Raw genomic sequence first — 26,559 nt, 5'->3', positions numbered from 1 at the left:
CATGCCTGAGAAATACAAGTAATGGTCGAAATTTGCCAATCTGGAATGGATTATGATATATAGCATGTGATATCGAACAGCATTTCATGAGTTGCAAAAGTAAGGAAAAAGGCTGGAACTGCATGTAAGCAGGCCAGCCTTGAAGTCTATATAGAAAAGAGTGTTTGAAGAAAAATATAGTATCTTAGGCTCATTAGGTTCTGAAACGCTGGATAAGTTCCAACAGTTCTTGTGTGAGGTGTGCCAAAGAAGCGGATGCAGCAGTGATTTCCTCCATAGATGCAAGCTGTTTCTCCGAAGCTGAGGCAACCTGGCTTGCGTGCGCTGCTGTTTCAAGACCAATCGTTTTAAGTTGCTCAAGTGATGAATCGACCTGTCGGGACTCACCTGACATCTGTTTGGCAATGGTGGAGACTTGTGCAATTTGTTGATTCACGTCGGCGATCTGTGATGAGATGGATGAGAATAGCTCACCACTCTCGTTCATTACATCGGCAATGTGAGTCACCTCGGTGCTTCCTTTTTCCATATTTTCAACGATAGCCGAAATCTCTTGTTGAACGGATTGGATCAACGCGGCAATGTCAGCAGCCGATTGTCTGGATTGCTCAGCTAAATTGCGAATCTCTGCAGCTACAACGCCAAAGCCGCGTCCGTGTTCCCCCGCTCGCGAAGCTTCAATAGAAGCGTTGAGGGCGAGAAGATTCGTTTGTCGGCTTACTTCGGTAATCATACCCGTTATATGACCAATCTCTTCCGAGCGCTTTTTAAATTGCTCCAGTGCAGTCATGGAGGATTGGACAGAAGTGTTTGCACTCTCCACCATATGGATAGCTGCCTGCATTTTGTCTGTTCCGTATGAAGTTCGTTCCGTCACTGATTTTGATGTACTACTTACTTCGGAAACAGCCTCAGCTATTCTTCCGATGCCCGTGGATATTTCGTTCATCGAGCGGGAGGAATGAAGTAACTCCTGAACTTGCTTCTCCGCTTTGTTTGCAACTTCCATTCCGGTAAGTGCCATCTGTTCGGCGGCTTTGCTTGTATCCTCTGCCCCGGCGGTTAATTGTTGCGAAGTTGAACCGACCGATAAGGCATGTTCAGATATAACAGAGATCGTATGGCGTAATGTATTCATCATGTTATTCATGTGAATGGCCATGACTCCAAATTCATCCTTCGATTTAACAGGCAACTTTTGTGTCAGATCACCATGCGCGAGTTGTCCTGCGACAACATTTACACGGTTCAATTGCTTTACTATGGATATGATGGTGTACGCGACCACGCTTGCCAGTAGAAGTACCGCCAATATAGCGATAAGTACAGACCATTTCAAGCTATCGTAAAAAGGCTGGAGTATCACGCTTTTGGGTAATGCAGATACTAGATGCCAGCTAGAATCGGAGCCTTGAAGCTTGGCAGGTTCGGCAATAAATAATTCTGGTTTGCCATTGTCAACCGCAGTGTAGAACCCTGTATCATTCGACTGGATCCGCTGAATAAGTGCTTGGGTACTGGAAGAGAGCTCGGCATTCTCTTTGGTCAGTTCCGGTCTTGAGCCGTGCGCAGCAACGTGCCCTTCACTTGTAATCAGCATGGCATAGCCTTGGTCTGGATTCAGAGATGCAATATTTTCCTGGAAACCTTCAATCGTAAAATCGGCCCCAACGATGCCAAGAAAGGTATTGTTCTCATCAAGTAAAGGCAGAACGATGGATACGAGCAAGGTCTCTTTACCAGCAACTTTGTACGTAGTGGGCTCGGACCAATAGATGGTTTTGGTCGCTTTCGGCTGTTGATAGTATTTACTGGTTTCACTGTTTCCCTCATAAGTAGTGAGCGGTTCAAAATGCAAGGGGCTTCCATCCCGGATAACGTAAGGGATAAAACGGCCTGTTTCATCATCGTATTTATCCTTATTCACATGTTCTGCATCTTTGCCGTCAAAGGCATTAGGCTCCCATCCAGTATAAAAACCAAAAACCTTTTCGTCCTTTTTCAAGTATTCTTCCAAAAGCCTTACGATATCTTGACGGCTCAGCGTCCCATTTTTTGAAGCGTCCAGCAGGGTTGTACTCAAACTGTCGAGCGTATTTTTTACCTGGTTGATGTAAGTCATGAATTCGCTAGTAGCTGCACTTGCTGAGTGTTCGGCTACAGCTTCACCATATTGTAGGCTTTTGTCGTATATGGCTTTGGTGTTAAAGGCAATTAATGCGCCGATCGAGCAGAGGAGCACTAATCCGAGCAGTAATCCTAGCTTTACCGCAAGCTTGGTATTTCGAAAAAATGACATGTGTAGCCCCCTAAGTTATCTTTCTTTTTTGTGCGTGTTTCGATAAACATATTATCGTTATGTAGAGGCTAGTAATGAAGAGGGGGTCTGGGGAAGGAGTGAAAAAACAACAAAAAAGCAACTGCCGAGGAAATCTCGAACAGTTGCTTTTTTGTTGTGATGCAACGATTAACGGTTGTAGAACTCGACGATTTGTTTTTCATCGATGTCTTGGGACAATTCAGCACGCTCAGGCAAGCGGATGAATTTACCTTCTACAGCTGCTTCGTTGTATTCAACGTATGCTGGAAGATGCGAACGGTTTTCCAAAGCTTCCTTAACGGAAGTCAGACCGCGGCTTCTTTCACGCAAGCCGATTACATCGCCAGTGCTTACTTGGTAAGAAGCGATATCGACTTTTTTGCCGTTTACAGTTACGTGACCGTGTGCTACCAATTGACGCGCTCCAGCGCGGGAGTTAGCAAAGCCAAGACGGTAAACGAGGTTGTCAAGGCGGCACTCAAGCAAGAACATGAAGTTCTCACCGGCAATACCTTGCATTTTTTGCGCTTTGGAGAACAATGTGCGGAATTGTTTTTCACCCAAACCGTACATGTGGCGCAATTTTTGTTTTTCTTGCAACTGCATACCGTAGTTGCTCATTTTTCTGCGTTGGTTAGCTCCGTGCTGACCTGGAGGGAAAGGGCGTTTCAATTCTTTGCCTGTTCCGCTCAGGGAAATGCCGAGGCGACGGCTTAATTTAAATTTAGGACCAGTGTAACGTGCCATGTTTAAAGTAGCTCCTTTTTAGTTAAAGTTCATATAGGGCTCTGTTTGCGCTCCAATTTGTTGATGCGGGCTTGGCCTCGCATAGAACGATCAGGAAAGTTCAGCCGCTGTCCTGAAAGCAACAAAAAGAATGAGGGTGACACAACCGGTAATGCCCAAATTTAAAGACCGTATTAGTAGTCTTCATCAACAATTTATTCTACATTCTGAAAGGAGTAAAGTCAAGTAATACATAAAGCCAGAAAAACGTCTAAATTTGTCGATAGGTCATTAGGCCTAAAATAATGGGACAATTTTCTGAAATATGAGTGCAAAAAAGCTTCAAACAGAGTAAAATAGATGGTATCTTAACTTTAAACAATCTTATGTATCAAGGTTTTCGCTAATATTTTGCAGATTTGCGATAATTGATGCAGATTAATGCATCCCCCAGGATGCAAAAACGGTGCAAAGGAGCGCCTGACATGTTGGAACATCTAAGAAGTTTACCTACCAGTCTGAAGTTGCGAAGCGCGGGCGATTCCACATCGTTTACAGTGCTTCCATCTCATGATGACCATGCGTTGTGGATGCAAAAAATGGATATCACACCTTTTGACTTCTCATATTTAAGCAGTTTGTTAGGACAAGCCTTCACGGATTGGACAAGCCAGAAAGATTCTGTGCCAAGTGGGCCAATTGCTGCATACAGTGTTTGGAATACGGAAGGAGAGTGCATAGGAGAGAACTCCGGCCAGATTACCGATTCGGATATCAATGTACGTTCGATGGTTTTGGAGTGTGCTGAAAAGGAACAGACGTTATCTAGACGCGGAATTAGTAAACATGGGGAGTATCTGCTGATTGCCGAGCCTCTGTTTTCAAGAATCAATAAAGATATATTTGCTGTGTTTGTTGCGCTGGTCTTTGAATCCCACCGATCCGAAACGTCAGAAGCTGTGGTTCGATCTGAGGCATTGCATTACCGCACCTGCTTTTACCGAAGATTTGAATACATATTTATGACGGACTTGTTGCACTCACATGAACAAACCGCTCGGGAGGAACACCGAAGATCCATTCTTTTTCAGATCGTACAGCGTATGCATGACAAAATGGATGTCGGGGCGATATTGGACGAAGTATTTGTCAGTATGGACTACCTCTATCCTTCCACACACATTATGCTCTATATGTCTCAGGACCAGAGAAGCTTTAATCCTCGTATTAAGCCACTCCTTATTCAGGAGCGTGGAGAAGATATCTGTGTTCGCTCATTTATGGAGGGCAGACTGATTGTCTCCCGGTCTGATGAGTTGGACAAACGAATCATTGAGGTGGGCTTGCCGCTCAAAGGCAAACAGGGCATATACGGAGTGTTTCATATCGAAATGAACGAGGAATTGATGGAAGACTCCGATTTGCAACTGATTGCGATGATGGCGGATACAGCAGGGACAGCGTTCGAAAATGCAAAACTTCATGAGCAATCCCATATGTTGATTCAGGAACTTCGTGTAATCAATGATTTGACACAGCGCCTTAACAAAAGCCTGCAATTGATGGAAATCTATCAGTTTTCCGAGCAAGAATTTAAAAATATCTTTCAGGCCGACTATTGCTGCATTTTGCAATTGAATGACAGTACGAACAGGTTTGAGGTGATGGCGACCAATGTAAAAGAGATTCGGCAGAGAACGTATCCTATGGATTCTGGTATTGCGGGTTACATGTATCAGACTGAAGAGCCATTAATCATATCTGACTATACGCAGTTTGATAAGGTGACTTCCAGTTTCATGGAATTAACAGGCGCGATGTCTCTGATTGCAGCACCAATTCGCGTGGATGGACAGGTGAAGAGTGCTATTTTGCTTGCCCATGTGCGGGAACATTTTTTCTCCTATGAGAACTACAGGTTGCTACAAATGTTATCGATTCATCTGGGCCTTGCTTTAACCAATGCCACCCTGCATGCTGAGGTGCGCCGGTTGGCCAATCTGGACATGTTGACCGGACTGTACGTAAGGCATTACCTGGACAATATTATTCACGAACGTCAGGCTCATGATTACTGCGGCTCATTGGTTGTCGTGGATATCGATCAGTTCAAACAGGTGAATGATACCTTTGGGCATCAAACCGGGGATCAAGTATTAAAACAAGTCAGTGATATTGTTACAAGTTCGGTTCGAGCCGAGGATATTTGCGCAAGGTGGGGCGGTGAAGAGCTGGCTATCTACATGCCTCAGATCGGAATTCAGCAAGCGCTTGTGTATGCGGAACGAATCCGTACCCGAGTTGAGGCCGAGACGAGACCGTCTGTTACGGTGTCAAGTGGCATTGCTGAATGGAACTGGATGGATGAGAAAGTAAGTGTAGAGTCCCTGTTTTACCGTGCAGATATGGCGCTGTACAGTGCAAAGAACGGGGGCCGGAATCGAATTGTCATAGAGGAACAGGAAGGTATACGATAAGAGAGAAACATTCCGGTTGCGGAGTCGTTTCTCTCTTTTTTTTGTTTTTTTTGGAACGGGGTATGTGGATTAAAGTCCATGTGGTTCGTCTGGTCGCATAGCAAGGAAGTATAAGTACATATTGTGAGGGCAATCTATGGAGAAAATGACTGAAAGGTGGAATAGACATGATGAACCGCCAGTCTACGTTTTCTTTATCGCTAATCCTTTGCCTTGTGCTAGCCATTGTTCCGGGGTGCGGGATGCTCCAGCATGATCGGACGCCTGAAGAAATATTTTCGCTGGCATTATCCGGCATAGCGGGGAAAGAGACGTTGACGTTTGAAGGACAGGCTGGATTGAGACGAGAAAACAGTGGAATGTTTGAAAATCAATTTAAATTTGAAGGCAAGCTGGAAGACCATGACCGGCTGACGTTGCAGACCCGATTGCCAGGTGCCGTGACTGCAGCGGATTCAGGAGTAAGTTTGAATGCGGTGAAAAATAATGGCCAACCGAGCGGATTCAGTGCCTCTTTTCAACGTAAAAAAGGACAATGGAATGCTTTAACAGCGCAGCATGAACCATTACGTGGCTCCTTATCCCGTTTTAACCCCATTGCGCAATTAGAAAAGATCGATCGTATGAAGAAAACGATTCAGTCCGAATATGGTTCGGGGCGCCAAACACGCATATTGCGGATTGAGCTTGCGCCAGAGGACGCCAAAACTTGGGCTACAGACCAACTGACAGATGAGATGAATTCCATTCGGGCAGAGTACATGCACAAGGCGAGTCAAGTGAAAGGTGCGAGTAAGCAGAAACTTGAGCAGGAATTGCAAAAGGTATGGCAGCAGGGTGAGGACACGATGCAGAAGTTGATTCAAAAGGCTGAGGTGCATACGGTCTATCATCTGACGGTTGATCGCAAAACCAGCTTACCAATGCGCCTTTCCTCTGAGAGTCAGGTGAAATACACGGATAACAGTAGCCGAAGCAATGTAGAAGCACTGGTAACCGATGTGAACTTTAAATCATATCAATAAATAAAACCTGTGACTGCCTGCTGACGGGATGTCTGGTGCGTGCTACAATAGTAACGTAATTTACCGTTGTTCAATTCATTGAATGGCAGATGACAGGAGGATTAATCGAATGAAGGACCCTAGAATTCAGAAGCTTGCAGCGAACCTCGTAGGTTATTCTGTTGATGTACAGCCTGGCGAAAATGTATTGGTTGAGATGATTGGATCAGAACGTGATTTAATCAATGCCATTATTGAAGAAGTGGGCAAAAAAGGCGGTAACGTTTTTGTACAGTTGACAGATCGAACCGTTCAGCGTGTGATGCTAAAAAATGCTACGGAAGAGATGATGAAAACGTGGGCAGAGATTGATTTGAACCGTATGAAACAAATGGATTGTTATATCGGCATCCGTGCGGGAGAGAACGTGAATGATCTGTCCGATGTGCCGGAAGAAAAAATGAAACTGTACAACTCCCTGTATTCCCATCCGGTACATAGCGAACAGCGTGTCAAACATACAAAATGGGTGGTGCTTCGTTACCCTAACGCAAGCATGGCGCAACTCGCGAACACCAGCACGGAAGCATTTGAAGACTTCTATTTTGACGTATGTAACCTGGATTATGCAAAAATGGACAAAGCCCAAGACTCACTTGCAAGCCTCATGAAACGTACAGATAAAGTGCGGATTACGGGGCCAGGCACGGATCTGAGCTTCTCCATTAAAGATATCGGTGCAGAGAAGTGTTCCGGACAAAAAAATATTCCGGATGGTGAAGTATACAGCGCACCCGTACGCAACTCCGTTAATGGAACAATTAGTTATAATACACCGACGCTGTATAACGGAATTACGTTTGAGAATATCAAGTTTACATTCAAAGACGGTAAAATCGTAGAAGCATCCAGCAATGATACGAAACGCCTGAATGAAATTCTGGACTCAGATGAAGGTGCGCGTCATATCGGTGAGTTTGCGATTGGTTTCAACCCGCACATTCTGCACCCGATGAAAGATATTTTGTTTGATGAAAAAATTGCAGGTAGCCTGCACTTTACGCCAGGTCAGGCATATGAAGAAACAGATAACGGAAACCGCTCATCCATTCACTGGGATCTCGTATTGATTCAGCGTCCAGACTACGGCGGTGGCGAAATCTATTTCGATGATGTGCTGATTCGTAAAGATGGCATTTTTGTCATTCCTGAGCTGGAATGTTTGAATCCGGACCAGTTGAAATAGGAACTGTATTTTGCAGTTGCTAGGAAAGCGGATTCACGGTATCATGTAGTGGTAATTAATAGATGATACCAAAAGTGAAAAGACGGAGGGATTCCTATGTCGAGTAATAACGCGGCTGTAGTGGAAATTGCTCAAACAGCAGGCAAGTTTACTTCTTCAATCGTGCTTCATTCAGAGAACAAGTATATTGACGTAAAAAGTATTCTTGGGTTGTTTACAACGCTGATTAGCACGCACAGTTATGAACTGCACGTTCATGGCCCGGATGCAGATGAAGCGAAGGCAGCAATGTCTGAAGTATTTGCAAAGCATGGCCTGAATGTAAACATCGCATCTGAATAACATCATTAAGAACACCTCTGCCTTCGGGCAGGGGTGTTTTTAATCATAGCAGAACACAATGTCCGTTAGAGCGAATTAGACAAAGCGAGAAAAGGCTGTAACAGAGCTCACAACTCGTGCGGTTATTTTGGTCAGGTTCTTGTATTAGCTCTTCATTTCGTCTAATATTAGAGGTAGAACGTCTTTACGCGATTTTGGGACATAGGGGGGAAATGATGCATGACTTCATCTGATCTGCAGGACCAGCTGAACCTGAAAGCAATCAATCTTCTTCAAGAAGATGCAGATAAAATACAGAAGCTTATTGAAGTACAGATGGAGAATCTGGCTACCCGCTACTGCCCTCTCTATGAGGAAGTATTGGATACACAGATGTATGGGTTCTCCAAGGAAGTTGATTTTGCTGTCCGTGCAGGACTCCTTCCAGAAGGTACAGGTAAGCAGATGGTTAGCGCGCTTGAGCGGAACTTGGCAATTTTATATGAAGCTTTGAACAAAAAGAATGAGCAATAGCCTGCAATCGCGCGGGTCAGAATAGAAGGCATGCACATTCCGTTGCATGCTTTTTTTGTATGTGTTGATGTATATGTCTAGTGTTGCAGTAGGCGTAAAAAGACAGCCGGGGGAAGTAGTCCCTCGGCTGTCTCTTGATGTACGCAGGAGTGGTATAACGTTAATCAACAGTTCTGTTATACCAGGAAGAATGAGACACCTAGAATGACATACACAACAAGCAGAAGCAGACCTTCATACCAGTTGGTGGAGCCATCCTGTGTGATCGATTTGGCAATAAAAACAGACACACCGATGGCGACCAGTTCAATGGTGGTAAACACGATATCCATCGTACGACCCGTAAAATAGCTTACAAAGATCAGCACTGGAGCTACAAATAGTGCGATTTGCAAACTGCTGCCTACGGCAATTTCAACAGCGGCACCGATTTTATTTTTCATCGCAAGCATGATGGCTGCACTGTGTTCGGCTGCATTACCGATAATGGCCACGAGGAACGCACCAACGAACAGCTCACTTAGTCCAAACTCTGAAGTAAATACCTCAAGTGTGCCAACCAGCCATTCACTGACAAAGGCGACCATAACGGTAGCGATCACGAGATAGAGGATCGACTTTTTTTTCGACCACGCCGGAGCATGCTCATGGGGCAATTCTTCGTCCTGGTCATCCGTTACATCGGCAAGATAGCTTTTATGCGTGACCATAGAGAAGATAAGCCACGCAATATAAGCCAGGATAAGCAAGCCAGCCACAATGAGACTGAGTGTGTTCGTATCCCGCTGTGTGATAGAGTGGGTGTTCAGGAATACAGCCGGGACGAACAGGGCAATGATGGCAACGATCATCAGGGAGCCGTTGAGCCCCGCAAGTGAAACGTTGTAATTCTGTGTTTTATACTTTAGTCCGCCGGCAAAAATGCTGAGTCCCAGTACGAGTAGCAGATTACCGATAATGGACCCGGTCAGACTGGCTTTGACCATGTCGAACAAGCCCTCTTTTACGAGGAAAATCGCAATAATGAGTTCGGCTGCATTGCCAAAGGTTGCATTTAGGAATCCACCTAGTCGTTGACCGGCATAGTGAGCTACACTTTCGGTCGCTTTACCTAAAAAACCGGCCACAAAAATAACCGAAATGGCAGATATCACGAACTGCAGAATCGAATCCCATTTCAAGAAGTGGGCGATGGCACTGAGCGCAAAAAATGCAATCAGCAAAAAGGATGAAATCCGGTTTCTCACAAAAAACACCTCGGTTATATACATATTTTGTTTTGAAATTCACGTTATGTACCTATGCGATTAATTTCATATTTCAATATAACCAAAGGGGGGCAGGTTGTAAACGCATCTTTTACAGTTAAATTTGCTTTTTAGGGTGGAAAGGATTTAAAATACGAGTAACGAAGTGAAGGAGGATGTGGCATGGCAGAACAACTTCAAATGGAGAGCGGAAACATCCGGATTGCCGATGACGTGGTTGCGAAAATTGCTGGAATGGCTGCAATGGAAACGCCTGGAATCGCCGCAATGTCTGGAGGTTTGTCAGAGGGCTGGGCGAAGCGTCTCAGTGGTAAAAACGTACAGAAAGGCGTAGGCGTGGAAGTCGGTCAGCTGGAAGCAGCCATTGATCTGCGTATCATCGTCCTGTATGAAACTCCGATTCATGAAGTTTCCCGTATGCTCCAGCAGAATGTAAGAGAAGCGGTAGAAACGATGACCGGACTACGTGTAGTCGAAGTGAATGTAAAGGTTGAAGGTGTCTCTTTCAAAGGCGACGACCTGTAAATCTTTAGACTCCACGTAAGGTATGAACAAATCTATGTTTTGTTCCTTATCTTTATACAAAAAAACACAAAAAAGACTTTGCATCCATCAGATGCAAAGTCTTTTTTCATTCCATTAGCGAACTCGGCGAATCGAATCCCGTGAACGAAGTGCCGGGGAGGTGCGTGTCTGCACCGTTACCGATTTCGTTTTTTGTTCCTTAATTGCTTCTAGGTTATTGGTCCGTGAAATACTTAGCACAATCCCCATCGCCACCATCATGACAAAGAGTGAAGTCCCCCCATAACTGATAAACGGAAGTGTAACCCCCGTTACAGGTATCGTTTGAGTTACCCCGCCAATGTTGATGAAGGCCTGGATCGCAATAAGCCCCATGATACCTATACCCACCAGCGTTCCGAAAGGATCAGGACAACGTAGGGAGACGATAATGCCTCTCCAGATAAAGTACAGATAAATGAGCAGGAACAATGCACTCCCGATGAAACCGAGCTCTTCTCCGATGACGGAAAAAATAAAGTCATTATAGGCATTTGGCAAATAATGCAACTTCATGGTGCCTTGTCCAATCCCCGAACCTGTAATACCGCCGTCCCCGATGGCAACCAGAGAACGGTAGAGGTTGAGACTTCCGCCATTGATATCAGACTCTGGATTAAGAAAGGCTTGAATACGTCCAATTTTGTAGTTTTGCTCTGCTGTCACTGTTGTTGTGCTGTCCAGCGCAGGAGTGTCCGGAGACATGGAGGAAAAGAGGGCACTGGCTCCAAAGGCAAGTGCACCACCAAGCGCAACCAATAAAATAGAACCCAGGATGTGCTTCATGTTAGCTCCACCAGCGTAAATGACAAGACCGCAGGTAGATACCAGAATGAAACAGGTACCAAAGTCAGGTTGCAACATGATCAATCCTGCAATAAATCCGACGATGAACAGGACAGGAAAATATCCGGTCTTGAAATCACGGAAACGTTCACCTTTTTTGGTGATGAGTGCTGACAAATATAAAATAATTGCAATTTTGGCGAACTCTGCAGGCTGCAAACTGAATCCAAACACGCGAATCCAGCTTCTTGCACCATTTAACACGGCACCGGATACCAAGACAACTAAGAGTAGTGCGGTGGTGAACAGGAAAAACGGTGCATAGAGCTTTTTGTACTTGTTAAAGCGGATATTCATGGCAAAAAACATGCCAACCAGACCGATCATCGCCCACATAAGTTGTTTTTTCGTGAAGTAAAGGGCATCGTTGTTAAAACTTTCGCTTGCGATTGCGATGCTGGAACTGGAGCTGAATACCATCACCAGTCCAAAGCCCACCAACAATAAAGTGAGGATTAGCAGTTGAAAATCCGGCGTGCCTCTCTTCGTTCTCGTCTGGGCCGTTTGTTGTTTCATAATCTGGCCCGCCTAAGCTTCGAGCAGTTCTTTGAGCTGCTGCAATTTTTGGGTGGCCAGCTTCACGACTGGCTGAGGAACGGAAGAGTCGTAATCAAGTCCATGCGGGAAAGTAGCTTTGCCCAGATAAACGGCTTCAACGGCCAGAACCGTATCGGGTTTCTCCAGTTTGCCTTCTACCGCGCGCGTATTAATGCGTACAAAGTATTCTGAGTTGGTTTGTTCATCTTCGATTTTGTAGTCATATGTAGCACGGTAATATTCCCATTGCCACCGGACGAATCCGACTTTCTCGGCGCTCTCATCCAGGTATGCCAAGTCGCTTTTCAAGCCATCCAAGCCTGTATTCTCAAAAATCATAAGCGTTTGATCCTCCTCATAAGCTTCCGAGTATAATTCTCGTGTGTTTCTCTAGTTCATGATAGTATGTTTCCCCTTCCCGTGCAAGCTTTCCAAAGGCCTTTCGTATCGGTTTTCGTTCAATTCTGCTACAATATACTGCAATAGGTTTGAAGAGGAAGGTTTGGGGCTAAGAACAAGGCCTGCTGATGATCGAAAGGATGGGATTACATGACAAATCAAATATGGTGGGAAGATCTGCAGATCCATATGGTGGAATGGCGGCGTCACCTTCATCGCAATCCTGAAGTTTCCTTTCATGAGGAGAAAACATCCTCTTTTGTGGCAGATATGCTGGAGAGCTTTGGCATTGAGGTGAAACGTCATATAGGTGGCCATGGGGTAATTGGAATACTACGCGGGGACAGGTCAGGGCCTGTAGTCATGCTTCGCGCTGACATGGATGCATTGCCGATGCAGGACGAGAAGGATGTGGAATACGCTTCACAGCAACCTGGAGCGATGCATGCTTGCGGCCACGATGGTCATATTTCAATGCTTCTGGGAACCGCGCTTTATTTCAGTCGTCATAAGCAGGAAGTGCAGGGCGAGATTCGGTTTCTGTTCCAGCCAGCGGAAGAGTTGTTGCCGGGTGGTGCAGTTCAGGTCATAGCAGACGCAGCACTTGAAGGCGTAGACGTTATCTATGGCATTCATCTATGGACACCGCTTCCCGTTGGCATTGTTGCAAGCACAGCAGGACCGATGATGGCTGCGGCAGATGACTTTTACATTGATATCAAAGGAAAAGGCGGTCACGGCGGCATGCCGCAAGCTACCGTTGATAGTGTCGTTGCGGGCTCTGCGCTTGTGATGCAACTTCAGACTATCGTTAGCCGGTCCGTTGATCCGTTGCGCCCGGCAGTACTAACGATTGGCACGATGCAGGCAGGGTCCGCACAGAATGTGATTGCAGAGCAGTGCAAGCTCAGTGGCACGGTACGAACATTTGATGAAGAGACACGGATGAATATGAAAGAGCGTGTGCTATCTATGGTGACACAAACTGGGGCTGCTTATGGTGCGGAAACACAGGTGAAATACATTATGGGGTATCCGCCGGTGGTTAATGATACGCAGGAGACTGAACGTTTCTTTAATGAAGCAACGGCGATATTTGGCCCAGACCGGGTACAGAACTCTCCGATGCTGATGCCTGCAGAGGACTTTGCGTATTATTTGCAAAAGGTGCCGGGGTGCTTCATGTTTGTCGGTGCGGGTAATCCGGAGAAAAATGCGGTGTACCCTCATCATCATCCGATGTTTGATTTTGACGAAGACGCCATGCAGACGGGCGTGAAACTGTTTGTGGCAATGGCGAAAGGCTACGCTACGGAATGCTGAGAACTATAGTTGGGCATCCTGAACATACCAAGGGTATGGACAGGGTGCTTTTTTTGTTGTGCATGAGATGAAGTTTGCGGTCGGAGTATACGAGTTAGATCTTTGTTCGAATGATATAGATTAGGAATGGATGTGGGAAAGATGGAGATGTTCAATCCGCAGGGAGCTTGCATTGTACAGCGTGATTTCACAGTGTTGCTCGAAGTGGGGCATCCCGAGTTTGAAACAGCCAGAGCCGAGCTCAGTATGTACGCGGAACTCGTAAAGACACCTGCAACGTTTCATACCTACCGGATCACCCCGTTGTCGCTGTGGAATGCGGCAGCACTAGGCTGGAATTCTGAATGGGTGATCAAGAGTCTTGAGAACGTGTCACGCTGGAATGTACCTGCGGCACTCGCTCAGGATGTGTGCAGAATAATGGAGCAATACGGCAAATTAAAGTTACATGCCGAGCCGGACCATGCCAAAATGCGCCTAACTAGTGAAGACGAGCAATTGTTGGATGATTTGAGCGACATCAAATCGATATCTGCTTTCCGTATGGAACGAACGAGCGTGAACGAGCTTGTGTTATCGGGAGAAAAGCGTGGTTTATTGAAGAGGGAACTGACACGTCTTGGTTACCCTGTATTGGATTATGCCGGTTATCGGAAAGGGAGCGAACTTTCATTTGACTGGCGGACTAATATTAATGATTCAACGACTAGTATGTCTAGTAGACGCGGAGAGGGAAAAAGAGCTACATTTGCGCTGCGACCTTATCAGCAGAAGGCAGTGGACGCTTTTCAAGATGGTGAAGGCGTCGGCGGTAGCGGACTACTGGTACTTCCCTGCGGAGCAGGCAAAACGATTATTGGCATGGCTGTGCTGGAACGGTTGCAATGTGAATGTCTTATTCTAACGTCCAATACAACGTCTGTCCGGCAGTGGATACAGGAGATTCAGGATAAAACAACGATAACTGCTGAACAGATTGGAGAGTATTCGGGCCAGAAAAAGCAGGTGAAACCGGTGACGGTGGCCACATATCAAATTTTGACGCATCGAAAATCTAAAGCTGCCGATTTCACTCACATTCATCTTTTACAAGAGAGAAAGTGGGGGCTGATCATCTATGATGAAGTGCATTTGTTGCCTGCTCCGGTGTTTCGGGCTACGGCAGACATTCAGGCTACTCGTCGTCTGGGTTTGACCGCCACGCTTGTTCGTGAAGATGGATGTGAACAGGATGTATTCTCGTTGATCGGCCCCAAATTATATGATATGCCATGGAAAGAGCTGGAGCAGCAAGGCTGGATTGCAGAAGTGAAGTGTCAGGAAGTGAGGGTGCCCTTGTCTCCTGAATTAAGATCAACTTATGTGCAGGCCGAGGGTAAACATCAATTTCGCCTGGCAGCTGAAAATCCTGCGAAATTAAAGGTTGTAAAGCGTTTACTGGAACGACATCCAAATCTACCGACACTTGTCATTGGACAATATCTTGATCAGCTTGAGATGATTGCCCGGGAAATTGATGCACCTCTAATTTCTGGATCGATGTCACAACAGGAACGGATCCACTGGTTTTCTGCTTTTAAAAAGGGCGAAATTCGTACGATTGTTGTATCCAAGGTTGCCAATTTTGCCGTTGACTTGCCGGATGCTGCCGTAGCCCTCGAAATCTCTGGTAGTTTTGGTTCAAGACAAGAAGAAGCCCAGCGACTTGGACGGATTCTGCGCCCCAAAGCAGGTGAGAACAAAGCTTATTTCTATGCACTGGTTTCCGAAAATAGCAAGGAACAGGAATTTGCGTTAAATCGCCAGATGTTTTTGGTAGAGCAGGGTTACGAATATGCGATTGTGCATGAGCAGGACAAGGTTCATTAACATGTTGCAGAAGGGAAGGGAAATGCTGATGTCTGATCTGGAATTTGAAGTGGAGAAATCGATGCAATCGAGAAAGTTGGCTGATCTGGCACAGTGGTCTGCACTTACGTCAGCGGAGCAACGGGTGCTTGGTGCTCTTTTTCACAAGTATGCGGGTCAAACGTTCTCTTCTCTTCTGCCTTCGGAGGTTTGGGCTAAGGAAGGGTTAAGTGGAGCTGAAGCGAAGCTTGCTTTTGCCATGTTACGCCGTAAACAATGGATTAAATCCGTACATAAAAGCTGGGGAGAATGCTCTTTTCATATCCCTGAATGTCATCTGGCAACATTGACCTTGTCGTATACAAGTCGCGTGGACCGCATTGTTGAACCGATGGTCGGTTCTGTCAGGCGTGTCATTAAGGAAGGAAAACCGCATATCGCAGGGGAATTACTTCATCTTCTTGCTTGGATTGATAGAGAAGGTCTGCCTGTCACTGGAAAAGGTACAATACATAAGAGAACGGTACAAAAGTTAAGCACATTAACGATCATGTCTCCAGAGGATTTCGAACCGTTGGAGATTACGTATGATCATAAGGCATTATACCCGGTGCATGTAGTTATTTTGCTGGATTTACTGCTCTGCTTAAACTTGGTGCAACAAACAGATAGAGGTTTCGAAATCAGGCAAGATAAATTGCAACAGTGGATCAAGTTGTCCTGTTTCGAGATGCATGGTGAAGTGTTTAGAGTATGCATGGAGCGATATGGGGCGTCCGGATCAGAGATGCAACATTCTCGCTATCAGCTCGCGGTACTTACGCCTGGAGTGAATCAATGGTTCCGTGTACTGTGCGGAGGAGGTAATTCAGGGTTTCAAGGCTGGTTGCATGCTTTAGCTGGCTGGGGGTTTGGTGAAGTCGGTGAGAATGAGAATGGGGAGGCTGCATTTCGCTGGTTGATCGATCCAGCCGATTTCTTGAATAGGAGAGTGAGAGCAAATTGGGATGTTCATCATTTAGATAGGCTACACGAGCAGGAAGTGATACAATACGGCAAATTTTATGTGCAACCCGACTTTGAAGTTATGGTGCCGCCCGATGTGCCAGCTGAAGTCTGCTGGAGACTCGAACAATACTGTGAACGGATCACACGTGACCAGATGTCAATCTATCGTTTGACCAAAGAGCGAATGAAAATCGCTGCTGCGAGTGGAGTGAAGTGGGAAGACATTGCTGATTTTTTACAGAGACATGGACAAGGGGAGTTGCCCCACCAAGTAATTGTTACGTTAAAGGACTGGACAACAGTCGGGGAGAATATTCAAGATAAGCAAGATAATCTGGTGGTTGCTGAGAATACGGATCAGCCTGAACAGCGCAAAAGGGAGAGAAACAAAGGACCGACGCGGAACTCCCTTTTCTTTTACAACGGTGAGACTCAAGGCTTATTGCAATTCCCATTTATGCCTGGTATGACGGTGGACTACGATGAGGATGAGTCTGACTATGATGCGATTGAAAAATCGGCATGGAACGAGAGGAAGGCTGATGTACCTGAGACTTGGCACAGGGAATGGAGAAAGTATCACCTGTCGACTGAGCGCCAAATTGCAATTCAAGCCATCGAATGGCAAGTGAAACTAGGAATTCAAAAGGGGAAGGATGCGTTTGTTCTTATTCCGCATCAGGTGAAAGAGCAAGAGCAATGGATACTGGAAGGATGGTGCATCCTTGATCCGCACGAAACTGCATCGCGTACGGAATGGCGAACATTTACCCCGGAAGACTGGGATGCAATGCGTCTTATTCTACCGGATGATGTCTAGTTTAGTGGAAAAACTCTTCTTAACCTTTCATGGATATGCTATGATGAAGAAGTCTACGTTAAGTAGAACTTTATATATAGATAGGATGAATAATTCATGAGCGTAGCGGAAATAAACACGGTCGATATGGCCCAAGTGTTAACGGGCGCATATGAACTGGGCGACATGATTAACCAATCTGCCGAAGTATCGGATTATTTATATTGGAAGCAGCAAGTCGAAACAAGTTCTGAGATTCAAGAGGGCATCCGCAGATTAAATGCCAAGAAAGAGCTTTTTGAAGAAACACAGCGTTTTGGCCATTTTCATCCTGACTTTCATGCAGCGAAGGATCAGGTGAAGGCGATCGAGAAGGAACTGGAATCTTTTGAAGCTGTAGCTCGTTTCAAACAGGCTGAGCAAGCTTTGGATGAGATGCTGTTTCAGATGTCCGAAACCATTGCTTTTGCTGTATCGAGCACGATTAAGGTGCCAAGCAACGATCCTAATCCTAAAGGCGGCTGTGGTAGCGGCGGCAAATGTGGATGCAGTTAAACATGAAGATCGTTACATTATAGTTTTTTAGAATTTGAACAGACCGGGCCTTTCGAGGGCCGGTCTCCATTTATAGAAGGGCGGGGAACGATGGTGTTTGCGGAAAGAACAGGATTTATTATTTGGGTCAGTGATTTGAAAGCGGCCCGCAATCTCGAAAAATATGGTACCGTGCATTATATCTCCCGCCGTATGCATTATGTTGTCATGTATGTTAATGCAGAACGGGCTGACGATACGATGAAAAACGTAAAGCGGCTTTCCTATGTGCGCAAAATCGAGCGCTCCTATCGAAACGAGATTAAAACCGAGTATGCTAGCAAAACGGCGGACAAAACAAGTTTTTACGGAGTATAGCAGGAAACATAGGAGGGACCCGCTGGGTCGCTCTTTTCTAAAATAAGCATAAATAGATTATTGCGAAAAAAAGTTACACTTACGCCTTGTTGTTACGGGACTAATGTTGTAATATATTGGGTAATAAATAGATAGAAAGTCCTATCTGGTGGAGAGTGATTCCCATGCGTGATAAGGTGATGCAACGTTGGAGCACCTACGAGCCGTTTTTTGTGGCTCTCGGAGACAAGAAAGTGGCTGACATCGTCATTACCCATCATGCAAAGATGCGGTATGCAGACCGTATTGAGCCTGCACGTAGTGATGATGACCATATTGCGGCTTGGTTATGGGAGTGTCTGAAGCAGGACAGGGTAACGCCATATTACCGCAATGAGCAGGATGTTTATCTGATTGACGATGATCTGGTGGTGGTTGCTGAGTTTTCCGAGCTTGAAGGAGAATATGACATTACAGGCAATCCGCTACACAAAATGATTGTAGTGACGTTTTTGGGACGTATGTCGGAGACGATTGAACTGAGAGATCTGAAGTCATATTATTCTTGGCTGAGGCATTCCAGAAGAATGACGCTGGTCAAAAATAGCCGGAAGCATAGATGATGAAACAGATGTGAGATTGCAATCATAAAAATTTATGGATGAGAAGTGAAGAATCATTTGTACCAACGCATGCAGACAAGCTGCATGCTTTTTTTTGTTGCCAGACTGGAAATCGGATACAATATAGTAAGTGTAATAGAAGAGGGGCGAAGATATGAATTTTCATCAGTTGCACATTTTTTATACGGTAGCGGAAAAGGGGAGTTTTTCCGCAGCTGCGCAGGCGTTACATATGACTCAACCGGCCGTGACGATGCAGATCCAATCACTGGAGGATTATTTCGGAACTAAACTGCTGCATCGTTCCACCAAAAAAATAGAATTGTCGGAGGCAGGAAGGACGTTACTGCCTCACGCCAAGCGAAGTGTGGAACTGGTTCGTCAGACAGATGAAGCCATGTCTGCTTTTACACAGAAATTGCAGGGAAGATTACAGCTTGGAGCAAGCCTGACCATTGGTGAATATGTGTTGCCACGTATGTTGGGACCCTTTGCCAAGCAGTATCCCGATATCTCGATTGTGATGAAAGTGATGAATACCACGCAGATCATGGATGAGATTTTGAAGCACCAGTTGAATTTTGGATTAATCGAAGCACCGGTAAATCATCCGGATATGATCGTCGAACCTGTGATGCAGGACGAACTGAAACTGATTGTACCAGCAGGGCATGATCTGGCAGGACGGGGAAAAGTAAACTTGGAAGAGGTGATGAACTACCCTTTTGTGCTACGTGAGGAAGGTTCAGGTACTCGCCAAGTGATGGAAGGTCAACTGCAAAAGAAAAAAATAGATCCGAGTGACATGAATGTGGTTATGGAGCTTGGGAGTACAGGTGCGGTCAAATCGGCTGTAGAGGCTGGCGTGGGCATTACGATGTTGTCTCCTTCGTCCGTGCAGCATGAGCTGGCACTGGGGCTTGTACATATTGTGGATATTCGCGGGCTTGAATTCAAACGGCAGTTTTATGCCATTCACCTTAAGTCATCTTTGTTGCCTTTGTCGGCTGTTGCCTTTCTAGGGTATTTGCGACAACAGGAGCTCGAGCAGGGAGAACGGGTTTAAGGATGAAAGGGCTGTAAAATTTCAATCAGAAAGGAATGGGAGCCAATGGATCAGCATCAAGGACGCTGTGATCTTCATACGCATAGTCAGGCTTCAGATGGGATGCAACCACCGGCTGATAATGTGAAGCTTGCAAAACAGAGAGGACTGGCTGCGGTAGCCTTAACGGATCATGATACGGTAGCAGGTGTAGCAGAAGCGAAGCAAGCGGGAAAAGAGTACGGTATCGATGTTATAGCTGGAGTTGAAATCAGCACGCGGGCTGGTGGTAAAGATATTCATGTGCTCGGTTATTACGTGAATACGGAGGATGAGTTATTTCTGCAACGATTGCGCGGATTGAGAGAAGCGCGGGAGGAACGGAATCATCTGATTATTGGCAAGCTTCAGCAACTAGGATTGGATATAAGCTGGCAGGAAGTACTGGATGGACTCGGACGACCGTTAGCGCCAGATGAGAGTATTGGTAGACCTCACATGGCTGATGTACTGGTGAAAAAAGGATATGCTACCGACATGCGGGATGCATTTGATCGATATCTTGCTGAAGGCAAGCCTGGCTTCGTATCTGTCCCTCGAGTTACGCCTAAGGATGCCTGTGAGTGGATTAGAGCTGCAGGAGGTGCTGCAGTAATTGCGCATCCGGGTCTCTATAGCAATGATCAATTAGTACGGCGTATTATCACAGAATCCCTTCCGGATGGCATTGAAGTCTTTCATTCAGACCATGGCCCGGAAGAGGAACGTAGATATGCAGAGATGGCTAAAGCATATAATCTTATAGTGACCGGCGGATCAGATTACCATGGCGAACGACAAGGCGTTGTTTTTCATGGAGATCTGGGTAGCAAGACGGTACCTTTTGATGTGCTCGAAAGACTGCAGGCGGCTGCACACAGCAAGAGGTAACATCATTAGGATGTGTTTATCCTTAAATTGAATAGTTAACCCAATCGCCACGTTTAGCTCCAAGCCGATCGAATAATTGTTGCGCACGCTCGTTAGTCACGGCTGTAATCCATGACATATATGCACATCCATGTTCATGCGTATATTGCTGACAGCGTGCGAATAAATTGGCTTCGGTTTCTCCTTCTCTGAATGCTTCCGTGACAAAAAGGTCATTCATAATCGTTACACGCTCCGCTTTCATCGTACTGTACGTGAAAAACAATGTAGCGAATCCAATCAACTTTCCGTCCTCTTCTGCTACAAATTGAGCGCCGATCTGCTGCTCCAGCAGGTTGTTAATCAAAAGTTCGATTGCTTGGTCACCTGGCCACGGATTATTGTAGAAACCTACGACGTAGTCATGCATCAATGCTGTCAGTGGTTTCAGATCATCCGAGCGAGTTTCTCTAATATGAATCGGCATAGTACACATCCTTCTCTTATGTATTCATTGAGTTAATACGGCGTTATTATACGTAATAGTGAATAAATATGCAATTAGAATTAAGAAATGGAGTGACATGTGTTACTTTTCTAAACATATATGATAACCAAAAAAAAATCCCCTCGGCCTTAGCTGGCAGGGGATTTTTTTGGTTATCGTTACATCTCATCCTATAAGATAAGTGGTAGCTTATCCATTTTTTATCGTGGATGGTAAGCTTTTAATTAATTCATCGTTTGGTGTTACAAACAGAGTTTTCTGATGGTCGTATATGACAAATCCGGGTTTTGCACCACTTGGTTTGCGAACGTGACGGATATACGTGTAATCCACAGGCACACTGCTTGATTCCTTCGCTTGGCTGAAATAAGCGGCGAGTTGAGCGGCTTCCTCCAGCGTAGCTTCACCAAAATCAGTGCTGCGAATAACGACATGGGAACCCGGAATGTCCTTAGTGTGCAGCCAAGTATCATTGGCTGATGCCAGACGATTGGTCACATACTCGTTCTGTAGATTGTTTTTGCCGACCAGAATGTCAATTCCCTCTGATGAAGTGAACTGATGCACAGTTGGACGATCATTTTTCTTCTTTTTCTTGCCTTTTTTGTTCCGATCACGCAGATAACCTTGCTGTACGAGTTCGTCTCGAATTTCTTCGATATCGTTCATGGAGGCGATGGACAGTTGCTGAAGCAGATTATCCAGATAGGCGATTTCCTCCTTGGTTTTACCAAGTTGCTCGTGAATGACAGCCAGACTGTTTTTATATTTGTTATAACGTTTGAAGTAACGCTGAGCATTATCAGAAGGTGTGAGCAGTGGATCAAGCTGAATCGTAATGTTGCCCTGATCTTCATCGTAGAAGTTAATCAGCTCTACACTCTTATCACCCTTGTTGACCAAGTGCAGGGATGCGAATAACAACTCGCCACATAGTCTGTACTTGTCCGCATCGTCGGCTTCAAGCAAGTCTTTGTTAAGATTATCGAGCTTTTTAATGTTTTTGCTACGCTCATTCTGCAGGAACCGGAGCAGATCGCTTACTCTTTGTTTAACGGTATCTCGCTCAGCCTTGTCCCCGTAGTAATCCTCCATACATTTGCTCATTGTATCGTACGTTTTTTCCTGATCCTGAATGCTCTCTAGTCGAATAGCGGAAAAGATCATTTTGCCTTTGGCGTTCAGCCCTGTTACAGGGGTGTACTGGTGTTCTTTGACAGATTCGATGACTGATTCAAAAGCAGTCCAAAGAGCTCCTGCCTCCATACGGTCTGAATCGGAACCTGTTCGCGTTGCAATCTCACCTGCAATCAGCGGACTCATCCCGCTAAAAGCATTGACGAGCCAGCGTGAGGCGTCTGCTTTTGTTTCTATAGCCGTTTTAGTTGTGCCCGTTTGTGATCCAGCTTCATTTTCGTCTGCATCTACATTTGCTGCAGTAGCAATCTTCTGCTCAAACTCGTTTTGGGATACCTCTAACGGATTGCTTTTATGTTGCTCTGGCGGTGCAGTATAGGAAAAACCAGGCATAACCACACGATAACTACTGATGGATGGTGTGACATGGTGAATCCCGTCCAATATCGCATCCGTCGCAGGATCAAGTAAAATGATGTTACTGTGACGTCCCATCAGTTCAATGATGATACGTTTGGCCGAAACATCGCCAAGCTCGTCCCGCTGACGTACATCGATATGAATGATCCGTTCCATTCCAATCTGACGGATATTCTCAATGATAGCCCCTTCGCAGTGTTTCCGCATCAGCATGCAAAACATCGGTGCCTCTGTCGGATTCAAAAATGTTTTCTCTGTAAAATGTACACGCGGATATGTCGGGCTTGCCGACACAAGCAGTTTGCTGTTACCGCGCTGAGCGCGCAGGGTAAGCACCACATCATGGCCGTTAGGCTGATGAATTTTGCTAATACGTCCTCCGATACAGCCTTGCAGCTCATGTACGATGGCTCGGGTTACAATACCGTCAAGTGCCATATTGTCCACTTCCTCTCTATCTGGCATCCGAATGAATTCATACAGAATGCCTCATCTATAACGGCTCACAGGCAACCGCAGCATATGTAATAACATTTGTTATAACGATGGCTGACTGCATTTTTCCAAATAACGGAGTTGAGCAGTAATCTACGCAGACCTTTATTTTAGCTTATTCTGCCCATGAGGGAAAGGATTCAGCTTCCGGGTGCTATTCACGGACCTGTCCGAATACATATAGAGCAGGTAGTTTGTCCGGCATAGTGTACAGCCTGCCCTAGCAGCATGCCGGTGAAACATGTGAGCTTGCATTGCAGATGAAATAGGATTGGGAGGGAATTTTGGAGCATGGAACATACCAAGTGGCACCAACTAAACGACGAAGAGCTTCGCGAAACTCTCGGCGTGAGCCCGCAGGAAGGGTTGACGGACGAAGCGGCAGCAGAGAAACGGAAGATTGCTGGTTCAAATGAACTGAGTGAAGGACAGCGAATATCCCCGATCACCCTGTTGCTGAATCAGTTTAAGGACTTCATGGTGTTAGTTCTCATGGGAGCGACGCTGGTATCCGGTTTACTTGGAGAGTATCTGGATGCAGTAACGATTGTGGCAATTATTGTATTGAATGCTATTTTGGGATTTGTACAGGAGTTCCGGGCAGAACGTTCTCTTCGAGCACTGAAGCAGTTGTCGGCTCCTGCCGCCAAAGTACTCAGGTCGGGACAGGAGGTACATCTTGCGGCCAAACAATTGGTACCGGGAGATGTTATCATGGTGGAAAGTGGTGACCGCATTCCTGCGGATGTGCGCTGGCTGGAAACCAACAGCCTCGATGTAGAGGAGTCGGCACTCACCGGAGAATCCGTGCCTGTCAGCAAACATTGCAGACCTATAGCTAGTGACGATGTTCCTTTAGGGGATCAAAAAAACATCGGTTTTATGGGTACTATGGTCACACGAGGTACAGCCAAGGGAGTTGTCATTCGGACGGGGATGGACACCGAGATGGGGAAAATCGCGGATTTGATTCAAAATACGGAGGAGCAAGAGACCCCCCTACAGCACAGGCTGGAGCAGTTAGGCAAAATTCTGATTTTTGTTGCACTGGGGTTGACAGTGATGGTCGTAGTCGCAGGTATCCTTCATGGACAACCCGCAGTAGGCATGTTCCTGGCAGGTGTCAGTCTCGCCGTGGCAGCCATACCGGAAGGATTGCCAGCTATCGTTACGATTGCGCTGGCGTTAGGTGTACAGCGGATGATCAAACGTAAGGCCATCGTACGTAAGCTGCCATCTGTAGAAACGTTAGGTTGCGCGTCGGTGATCTGCTCGGATAAGACAGGTACACTGACACAGAACAAAATGACGGTAACGAACGTGTGGCTTGAAGGGCGCAGCATTAAGGTGACTGGAGACGGTTATGCACCAGAAGGTCATATGTTGGAAAATGATCGAATACTCGACCTGAAAAATGACCAGTCCTTACGAAGAATGCTACAGATCAGTGCACTTTGTAACAATGCCAGTATTGTCGAGACGATTGTAAACGATCCAGCCAGCAAGAAAAAGAGTAAAGAGTCCAAAAAAGAGAGCAAGAAAGGCCGGAAGAACGGCCAGCAGGAGGAGGAGCAAGTTAGTGCTAACCAAGTGCTCTGGGAGTTAAAAGGGGACCCGACAGAGGGTGCACTGGTAGCCATGGCTTCTAAAATGGGTCTTACTCCTGCAGGACTCAAGGAATTATACGATCGAGAGCAGGAATTCCCGTTCGATTCCGAGCGAAAACGGATGTCTGTTATGATCAAACATCAAGGTGGGCGTATGGTGTATACCAAAGGAGCGCCTGATGTACTGATTGAGCATTGCAGTTACATTTTGTGGGAAGGTAAGGTGGTTCCGTTCACCGGCACACTGCGCCAGAAAGTGATGGCTGCCAACGAAAGTATGGCTGGTAACGCTCTGCGAGTTCTTGGTATGGCCTATCGTGAAGTCAAGCCGAAGGAACATGTGGCTGACGAGCATGCAGCTGAAAGCCAGCTTGTATTTGTTGGGCTTGCTGGCATGATCGATCCACCTCGCCGTGAAGTTCGTGATGCCATTGCGACATGCCGCAAAGCGGGCATCCGGACAGTGATGATCACGGGAGATCATGGAACAACAGCGGAAGCGATCGCTCATCAGCTGGGTATTCTCCCGCGCGGAGGAGCATCGTTAAGCGGGCAGCAACTGGCAGGCATGACGGATGAACAATTGGATAAAACGGTCAATGATATCTATGTGTTCTCCAGAGTCTCGCCTGAGCACAAATTGCGTATCGTCAAATCGTTGCAGCGCAAAGGACACGTTGTCGCGATGACTGGGGACGGCGTCAACGATGCACCTGCGATCAAGGCTGCGGATATCGGGATTGCCATGGGCATCACGGGAACGGATGTGACAAAGGAAGCTTCATCTCTCATTTTGAGTGATGATAATTTCTCCACCATTGTGGCGGCTATTGAAGAAGGGCGTAACATCTATGAGAACATTCGCAAGTTTATCCGTTATTTGCTGGCTTCGAATGTCGGCGAGATTTTAACGATGTTCTTTGCCATGATGATGGGCTTGCCGTTGCCACTCGTGCCAATCCAGATTCTATGGGTAAACCTGGTGACCGATGGTTTGCCAGCGATGGCGCTCGGGGTGGATCAGGCGGAAAAAGATTTGATGGAGCACAAACCTCGCGGCGCAAAGGAAAATATTTTTGCACGCAGGCTGGGCTGGAAAATCATTAGCCGCGGTGTATTAATCGGATTATGCACGCTCGGTGCCTTCTGGTTGACACTTCAGGCTGCACCGGATCATCCTGGTCAGCTACTCAAAGCTCAGTCCGTCGCTTTTGCTACATTGGTGCTTGCCCAGTTGATTCATGTGTTTGACTGCCGTAGTTCCCGTTCGATCTTCCACCGCAATCCGTTGCAGAATAAATATCTCGTTCTGGCTGTTATCTCATCGGTTGTGCTGATGCTGGTGGTAATGTATGTGGAACCGTTGCAACCCATCTTCAAAACGGTACCTCTCGGTCTGCGTGAATGGGCGATCTGTATCGTAGCCGCAGGCATTCCAACATTCCTTATGGGGGCTGGCAGTGTCTGGGGTGGTCGCCGGAATCGTCGCCGCATGGGCGGTCCTGGACGCTTCGTACCGAAAAGTACAAAGTTTTCAGCATAAAATCAATAGCTTTTAATATCTCGTTTCGATATGCTATCCTCAAAATGATTCAAAGCGAAAGCTTTGATATTTTGCAGGATAGCTTTTTTTGTATGCTTTGTGCGCATGATATGAAGATTAGCTATAAATAAACTATAAAGCTTTGGCGGAAGACTGCCAAA

22 protein-coding genes are annotated in these 26,559 nt (G+C 46.1%); 15 read left to right on the top strand and 7 right to left on the bottom strand.

Translation table 11 applies throughout. The annotated features are described in order from the left end of the window. Positions 1-193 precede the first annotated feature (193 nt). Positions 194-2,299 carry a methyl-accepting chemotaxis protein gene (locus tag MKY23_RS18930; RefSeq protein WP_339831407.1) on the bottom strand — a complete coding sequence of 702 codons (2,106 nt, stop codon included), beginning with the start codon at positions 2,297-2,299 and terminating at the stop codon, positions 194-196. Between the two features lie 168 nt (positions 2,300-2,467). Next, positions 2,468-3,067, bottom strand: a complete 600-nt coding sequence (rpsD, locus tag MKY23_RS18925; protein ID WP_154888288.1) for a 30S ribosomal protein S4 — start codon at positions 3,065-3,067, stop codon at positions 2,468-2,470. 464 nt (positions 3,068-3,531) lie between these two features. Between rpsD and MKY23_RS18920 the strand changes: the two genes are divergently transcribed. The 5 genes from MKY23_RS18920 (at position 3,532) to MKY23_RS18900 (ending at position 8,628) form a co-directional block, all read left to right on the top strand. Then, positions 3,532-5,523 carry a sensor domain-containing diguanylate cyclase gene (locus MKY23_RS18920; RefSeq protein ID WP_336120341.1) on the top strand — a complete coding sequence of 664 codons (1,992 nt, stop codon included), beginning with the start codon at positions 3,532-3,534 and terminating at the stop codon, positions 5,521-5,523. 167 nt (positions 5,524-5,690) lie between these two features. Then, positions 5,691-6,548, top strand: a complete 858-nt coding sequence (locus tag MKY23_RS18915; protein WP_154983149.1) for a hypothetical protein — start codon at positions 5,691-5,693, stop codon at positions 6,546-6,548. Between the two features lie 109 nt (positions 6,549-6,657). Beyond that, positions 6,658-7,773, top strand: coding sequence for an aminopeptidase (locus MKY23_RS18910; protein WP_154983148.1), 1,116 nt, complete (start codon positions 6,658-6,660; stop codon positions 7,771-7,773). Positions 7,774-7,869: 96 nt separating this feature from the next. Next, positions 7,870-8,115, top strand: coding sequence for an HPr family phosphocarrier protein (locus MKY23_RS18905; protein ID WP_090923662.1), 246 nt, complete (start codon positions 7,870-7,872; stop codon positions 8,113-8,115). Between the two features lie 219 nt (positions 8,116-8,334). Beyond that, entirely contained in the window at positions 8,335-8,628 is a 294-nt protein-coding gene (locus tag MKY23_RS18900) for a YlaN family protein (RefSeq protein ID WP_090923661.1), read from the top strand. 176 nt (positions 8,629-8,804) lie between these two features. Here the strand turns inward: MKY23_RS18900 and cax are convergent, their stop codons facing one another. Next, complete coding sequence (gene cax / locus MKY23_RS18895; RefSeq protein WP_090923660.1) at positions 8,805-9,875, bottom strand: calcium/proton exchanger; 1,071 nt, start codon at positions 9,873-9,875, stop codon at positions 8,805-8,807. A gap of 183 nt (positions 9,876-10,058) precedes the next feature. On the opposite strand from cax, the gene MKY23_RS18890 reads away from it, so the two are divergent. Further along, positions 10,059-10,421 carry an Asp23/Gls24 family envelope stress response protein gene (locus tag MKY23_RS18890; protein ID WP_090923659.1) on the top strand — a complete coding sequence of 121 codons (363 nt, stop codon included), beginning with the start codon at positions 10,059-10,061 and terminating at the stop codon, positions 10,419-10,421. Positions 10,422-10,535: 114 nt separating this feature from the next. On the opposite strand, the gene ftsW is transcribed toward MKY23_RS18890, so the two are convergent. Together ftsW and MKY23_RS18880 are read right to left on the bottom strand one after the other, a co-directional pair. Then, positions 10,536-11,822 carry a putative lipid II flippase FtsW gene (ftsW, locus tag MKY23_RS18885; RefSeq protein ID WP_090923658.1) on the bottom strand — a complete coding sequence of 429 codons (1,287 nt, stop codon included), beginning with the start codon at positions 11,820-11,822 and terminating at the stop codon, positions 10,536-10,538. A gap of 12 nt (positions 11,823-11,834) precedes the next feature. Then, positions 11,835-12,182, bottom strand: coding sequence for a YugN family protein (locus MKY23_RS18880; RefSeq protein ID WP_090923657.1), 348 nt, complete (start codon positions 12,180-12,182; stop codon positions 11,835-11,837). Between the two features lie 210 nt (positions 12,183-12,392). Between MKY23_RS18880 and MKY23_RS18875 the strand changes: the two genes are divergently transcribed. The 8 genes from MKY23_RS18875 to MKY23_RS18840 all read left to right on the top strand — a co-directional run bounded on the left by MKY23_RS18875 (position 12,393) and on the right by MKY23_RS18840 (position 20,709). Then, on the top strand, positions 12,393-13,565 hold the full coding sequence (locus MKY23_RS18875; RefSeq protein ID WP_339831397.1) for an amidohydrolase: 1,173 nt from the start codon (positions 12,393-12,395) through the stop codon (positions 13,563-13,565). 147 nt (positions 13,566-13,712) lie between these two features. Then, a complete protein-coding gene (locus tag MKY23_RS18870; protein ID WP_339839560.1) occupies positions 13,713-15,434 on the top strand; it encodes a DNA repair helicase XPB in 1,722 nt (573 codons plus the stop codon). After that, positions 15,412-17,241 (top strand): helicase-associated domain-containing protein, encoded by a 1,830-nt coding sequence (locus tag MKY23_RS18865; RefSeq protein ID WP_339831395.1) that lies wholly within the window; start codon positions 15,412-15,414, stop codon positions 17,239-17,241. The genes MKY23_RS18870 and MKY23_RS18865 overlap by 23 nt, the downstream gene beginning before the upstream one ends. Positions 17,242-17,337: 96 nt before the next feature. Next, entirely contained in the window at positions 17,338-17,775 is a 438-nt protein-coding gene (locus tag MKY23_RS18860) for a YlbF family regulator (RefSeq protein ID WP_090923654.1), read from the top strand. A gap of 93 nt (positions 17,776-17,868) precedes the next feature. After that, complete coding sequence (locus MKY23_RS18855) at positions 17,869-18,132, top strand: YlbG family protein (RefSeq protein WP_090923781.1); 264 nt, start codon at positions 17,869-17,871, stop codon at positions 18,130-18,132. Positions 18,133-18,296: 164 nt separating this feature from the next. Continuing rightward, a complete protein-coding gene (locus MKY23_RS18850) occupies positions 18,297-18,734 on the top strand; it encodes a hypothetical protein (protein ID WP_090923653.1) in 438 nt (145 codons plus the stop codon). A gap of 154 nt (positions 18,735-18,888) precedes the next feature. Beyond that, entirely contained in the window at positions 18,889-19,800 is a 912-nt protein-coding gene (locus tag MKY23_RS18845) for a selenium metabolism-associated LysR family transcriptional regulator (protein WP_154888298.1), read from the top strand. Between the two features lie 45 nt (positions 19,801-19,845). Further along, positions 19,846-20,709: a PHP domain-containing protein gene (locus MKY23_RS18840; protein WP_339831391.1), complete on the top strand. Its 864-nt coding sequence runs from the start codon at positions 19,846-19,848 to the stop codon at positions 20,707-20,709. A gap of 22 nt (positions 20,710-20,731) precedes the next feature. Here MKY23_RS18840 and MKY23_RS18835 read toward each other — a convergent pair whose 3' ends face one another. Next, positions 20,732-21,175 (bottom strand): GNAT family N-acetyltransferase, encoded by a 444-nt coding sequence (locus MKY23_RS18835; protein ID WP_339831388.1) that lies wholly within the window; start codon positions 21,173-21,175, stop codon positions 20,732-20,734. Positions 21,176-21,385: 210 nt separating this feature from the next. Continuing rightward, positions 21,386-23,191, bottom strand: a complete 1,806-nt coding sequence (locus MKY23_RS18830) for an NFACT RNA binding domain-containing protein (protein ID WP_339831386.1) — start codon at positions 23,189-23,191, stop codon at positions 21,386-21,388. A 348-nt stretch (positions 23,192-23,539) separates the two neighbouring features. On the opposite strand from MKY23_RS18830, the gene MKY23_RS18825 reads away from it, so the two are divergent. After that, positions 23,540-26,398 (top strand): calcium-translocating P-type ATPase, SERCA-type, encoded by a 2,859-nt coding sequence (locus MKY23_RS18825; protein WP_090923648.1) that lies wholly within the window; start codon positions 23,540-23,542, stop codon positions 26,396-26,398. Positions 26,399-26,559 lie beyond the last annotated feature (161 nt).

Source organism: Paenibacillus sp. FSL R7-0272 (assembly GCF_037969905.1).
Lineage (GTDB): Bacteria > Bacillota > Bacilli > Paenibacillales > Paenibacillaceae > Paenibacillus > Paenibacillus polysaccharolyticus.
This window is presented reverse-complemented; position numbering and strand designations above follow the sequence as displayed.

Coding starts and splice junctions, on each gene's coding strand:
- MKY23_RS18870 (WP_339839560.1), top strand. CDS start 13,713: ATGTTCAATCCGCAGGGAGCTTGCATTGTACAGCGTGATTTCACAGTG.
- MKY23_RS18835 (WP_339831388.1), bottom strand. CDS start 21,175: ATGCCGATTCATATTAGAGAAACTCGCTCGGATGATCTGAAACCACTG.
- MKY23_RS18865 (WP_339831395.1), top strand. CDS start 15,412: ATGAGCAGGACAAGGTTCATTAACATGTTGCAGAAGGGAAGGGAAATG.
- rpsD (WP_154888288.1), bottom strand. CDS start 3,067: ATGGCACGTTACACTGGTCCTAAATTTAAATTAAGCCGTCGCCTCGGC.
- MKY23_RS18840 (WP_339831391.1), top strand. CDS start 19,846: ATGGATCAGCATCAAGGACGCTGTGATCTTCATACGCATAGTCAGGCT.
- MKY23_RS18920 (WP_336120341.1), top strand. CDS start 3,532: ATGTTGGAACATCTAAGAAGTTTACCTACCAGTCTGAAGTTGCGAAGC.
- MKY23_RS18860 (WP_090923654.1), top strand. CDS start 17,338: ATGAGCGTAGCGGAAATAAACACGGTCGATATGGCCCAAGTGTTAACG.
- MKY23_RS18845 (WP_154888298.1), top strand. CDS start 18,889: ATGAATTTTCATCAGTTGCACATTTTTTATACGGTAGCGGAAAAGGGG.
- MKY23_RS18915 (WP_154983149.1), top strand. CDS start 5,691: ATGATGAACCGCCAGTCTACGTTTTCTTTATCGCTAATCCTTTGCCTT.
- MKY23_RS18850 (WP_090923653.1), top strand. CDS start 18,297: ATGCGTGATAAGGTGATGCAACGTTGGAGCACCTACGAGCCGTTTTTT.
- MKY23_RS18930 (WP_339831407.1), bottom strand. CDS start 2,299: ATGTCATTTTTTCGAAATACCAAGCTTGCGGTAAAGCTAGGATTACTG.
- MKY23_RS18880 (WP_090923657.1), bottom strand. CDS start 12,182: ATGATTTTTGAGAATACAGGCTTGGATGGCTTGAAAAGCGACTTGGCA.
- ftsW (WP_090923658.1), bottom strand. CDS start 11,822: ATGAAACAACAAACGGCCCAGACGAGAACGAAGAGAGGCACGCCGGAT.
- MKY23_RS18825 (WP_090923648.1), top strand. CDS start 23,540: ATGGAACATACCAAGTGGCACCAACTAAACGACGAAGAGCTTCGCGAA.
- MKY23_RS18875 (WP_339831397.1), top strand. CDS start 12,393: ATGACAAATCAAATATGGTGGGAAGATCTGCAGATCCATATGGTGGAA.
- MKY23_RS18830 (WP_339831386.1), bottom strand. CDS start 23,191: ATGGCACTTGACGGTATTGTAACCCGAGCCATCGTACATGAGCTGCAA.
- MKY23_RS18910 (WP_154983148.1), top strand. CDS start 6,658: ATGAAGGACCCTAGAATTCAGAAGCTTGCAGCGAACCTCGTAGGTTAT.
- MKY23_RS18900 (WP_090923661.1), top strand. CDS start 8,335: ATGACTTCATCTGATCTGCAGGACCAGCTGAACCTGAAAGCAATCAAT.
- MKY23_RS18890 (WP_090923659.1), top strand. CDS start 10,059: ATGGCAGAACAACTTCAAATGGAGAGCGGAAACATCCGGATTGCCGAT.
- MKY23_RS18905 (WP_090923662.1), top strand. CDS start 7,870: ATGTCGAGTAATAACGCGGCTGTAGTGGAAATTGCTCAAACAGCAGGC.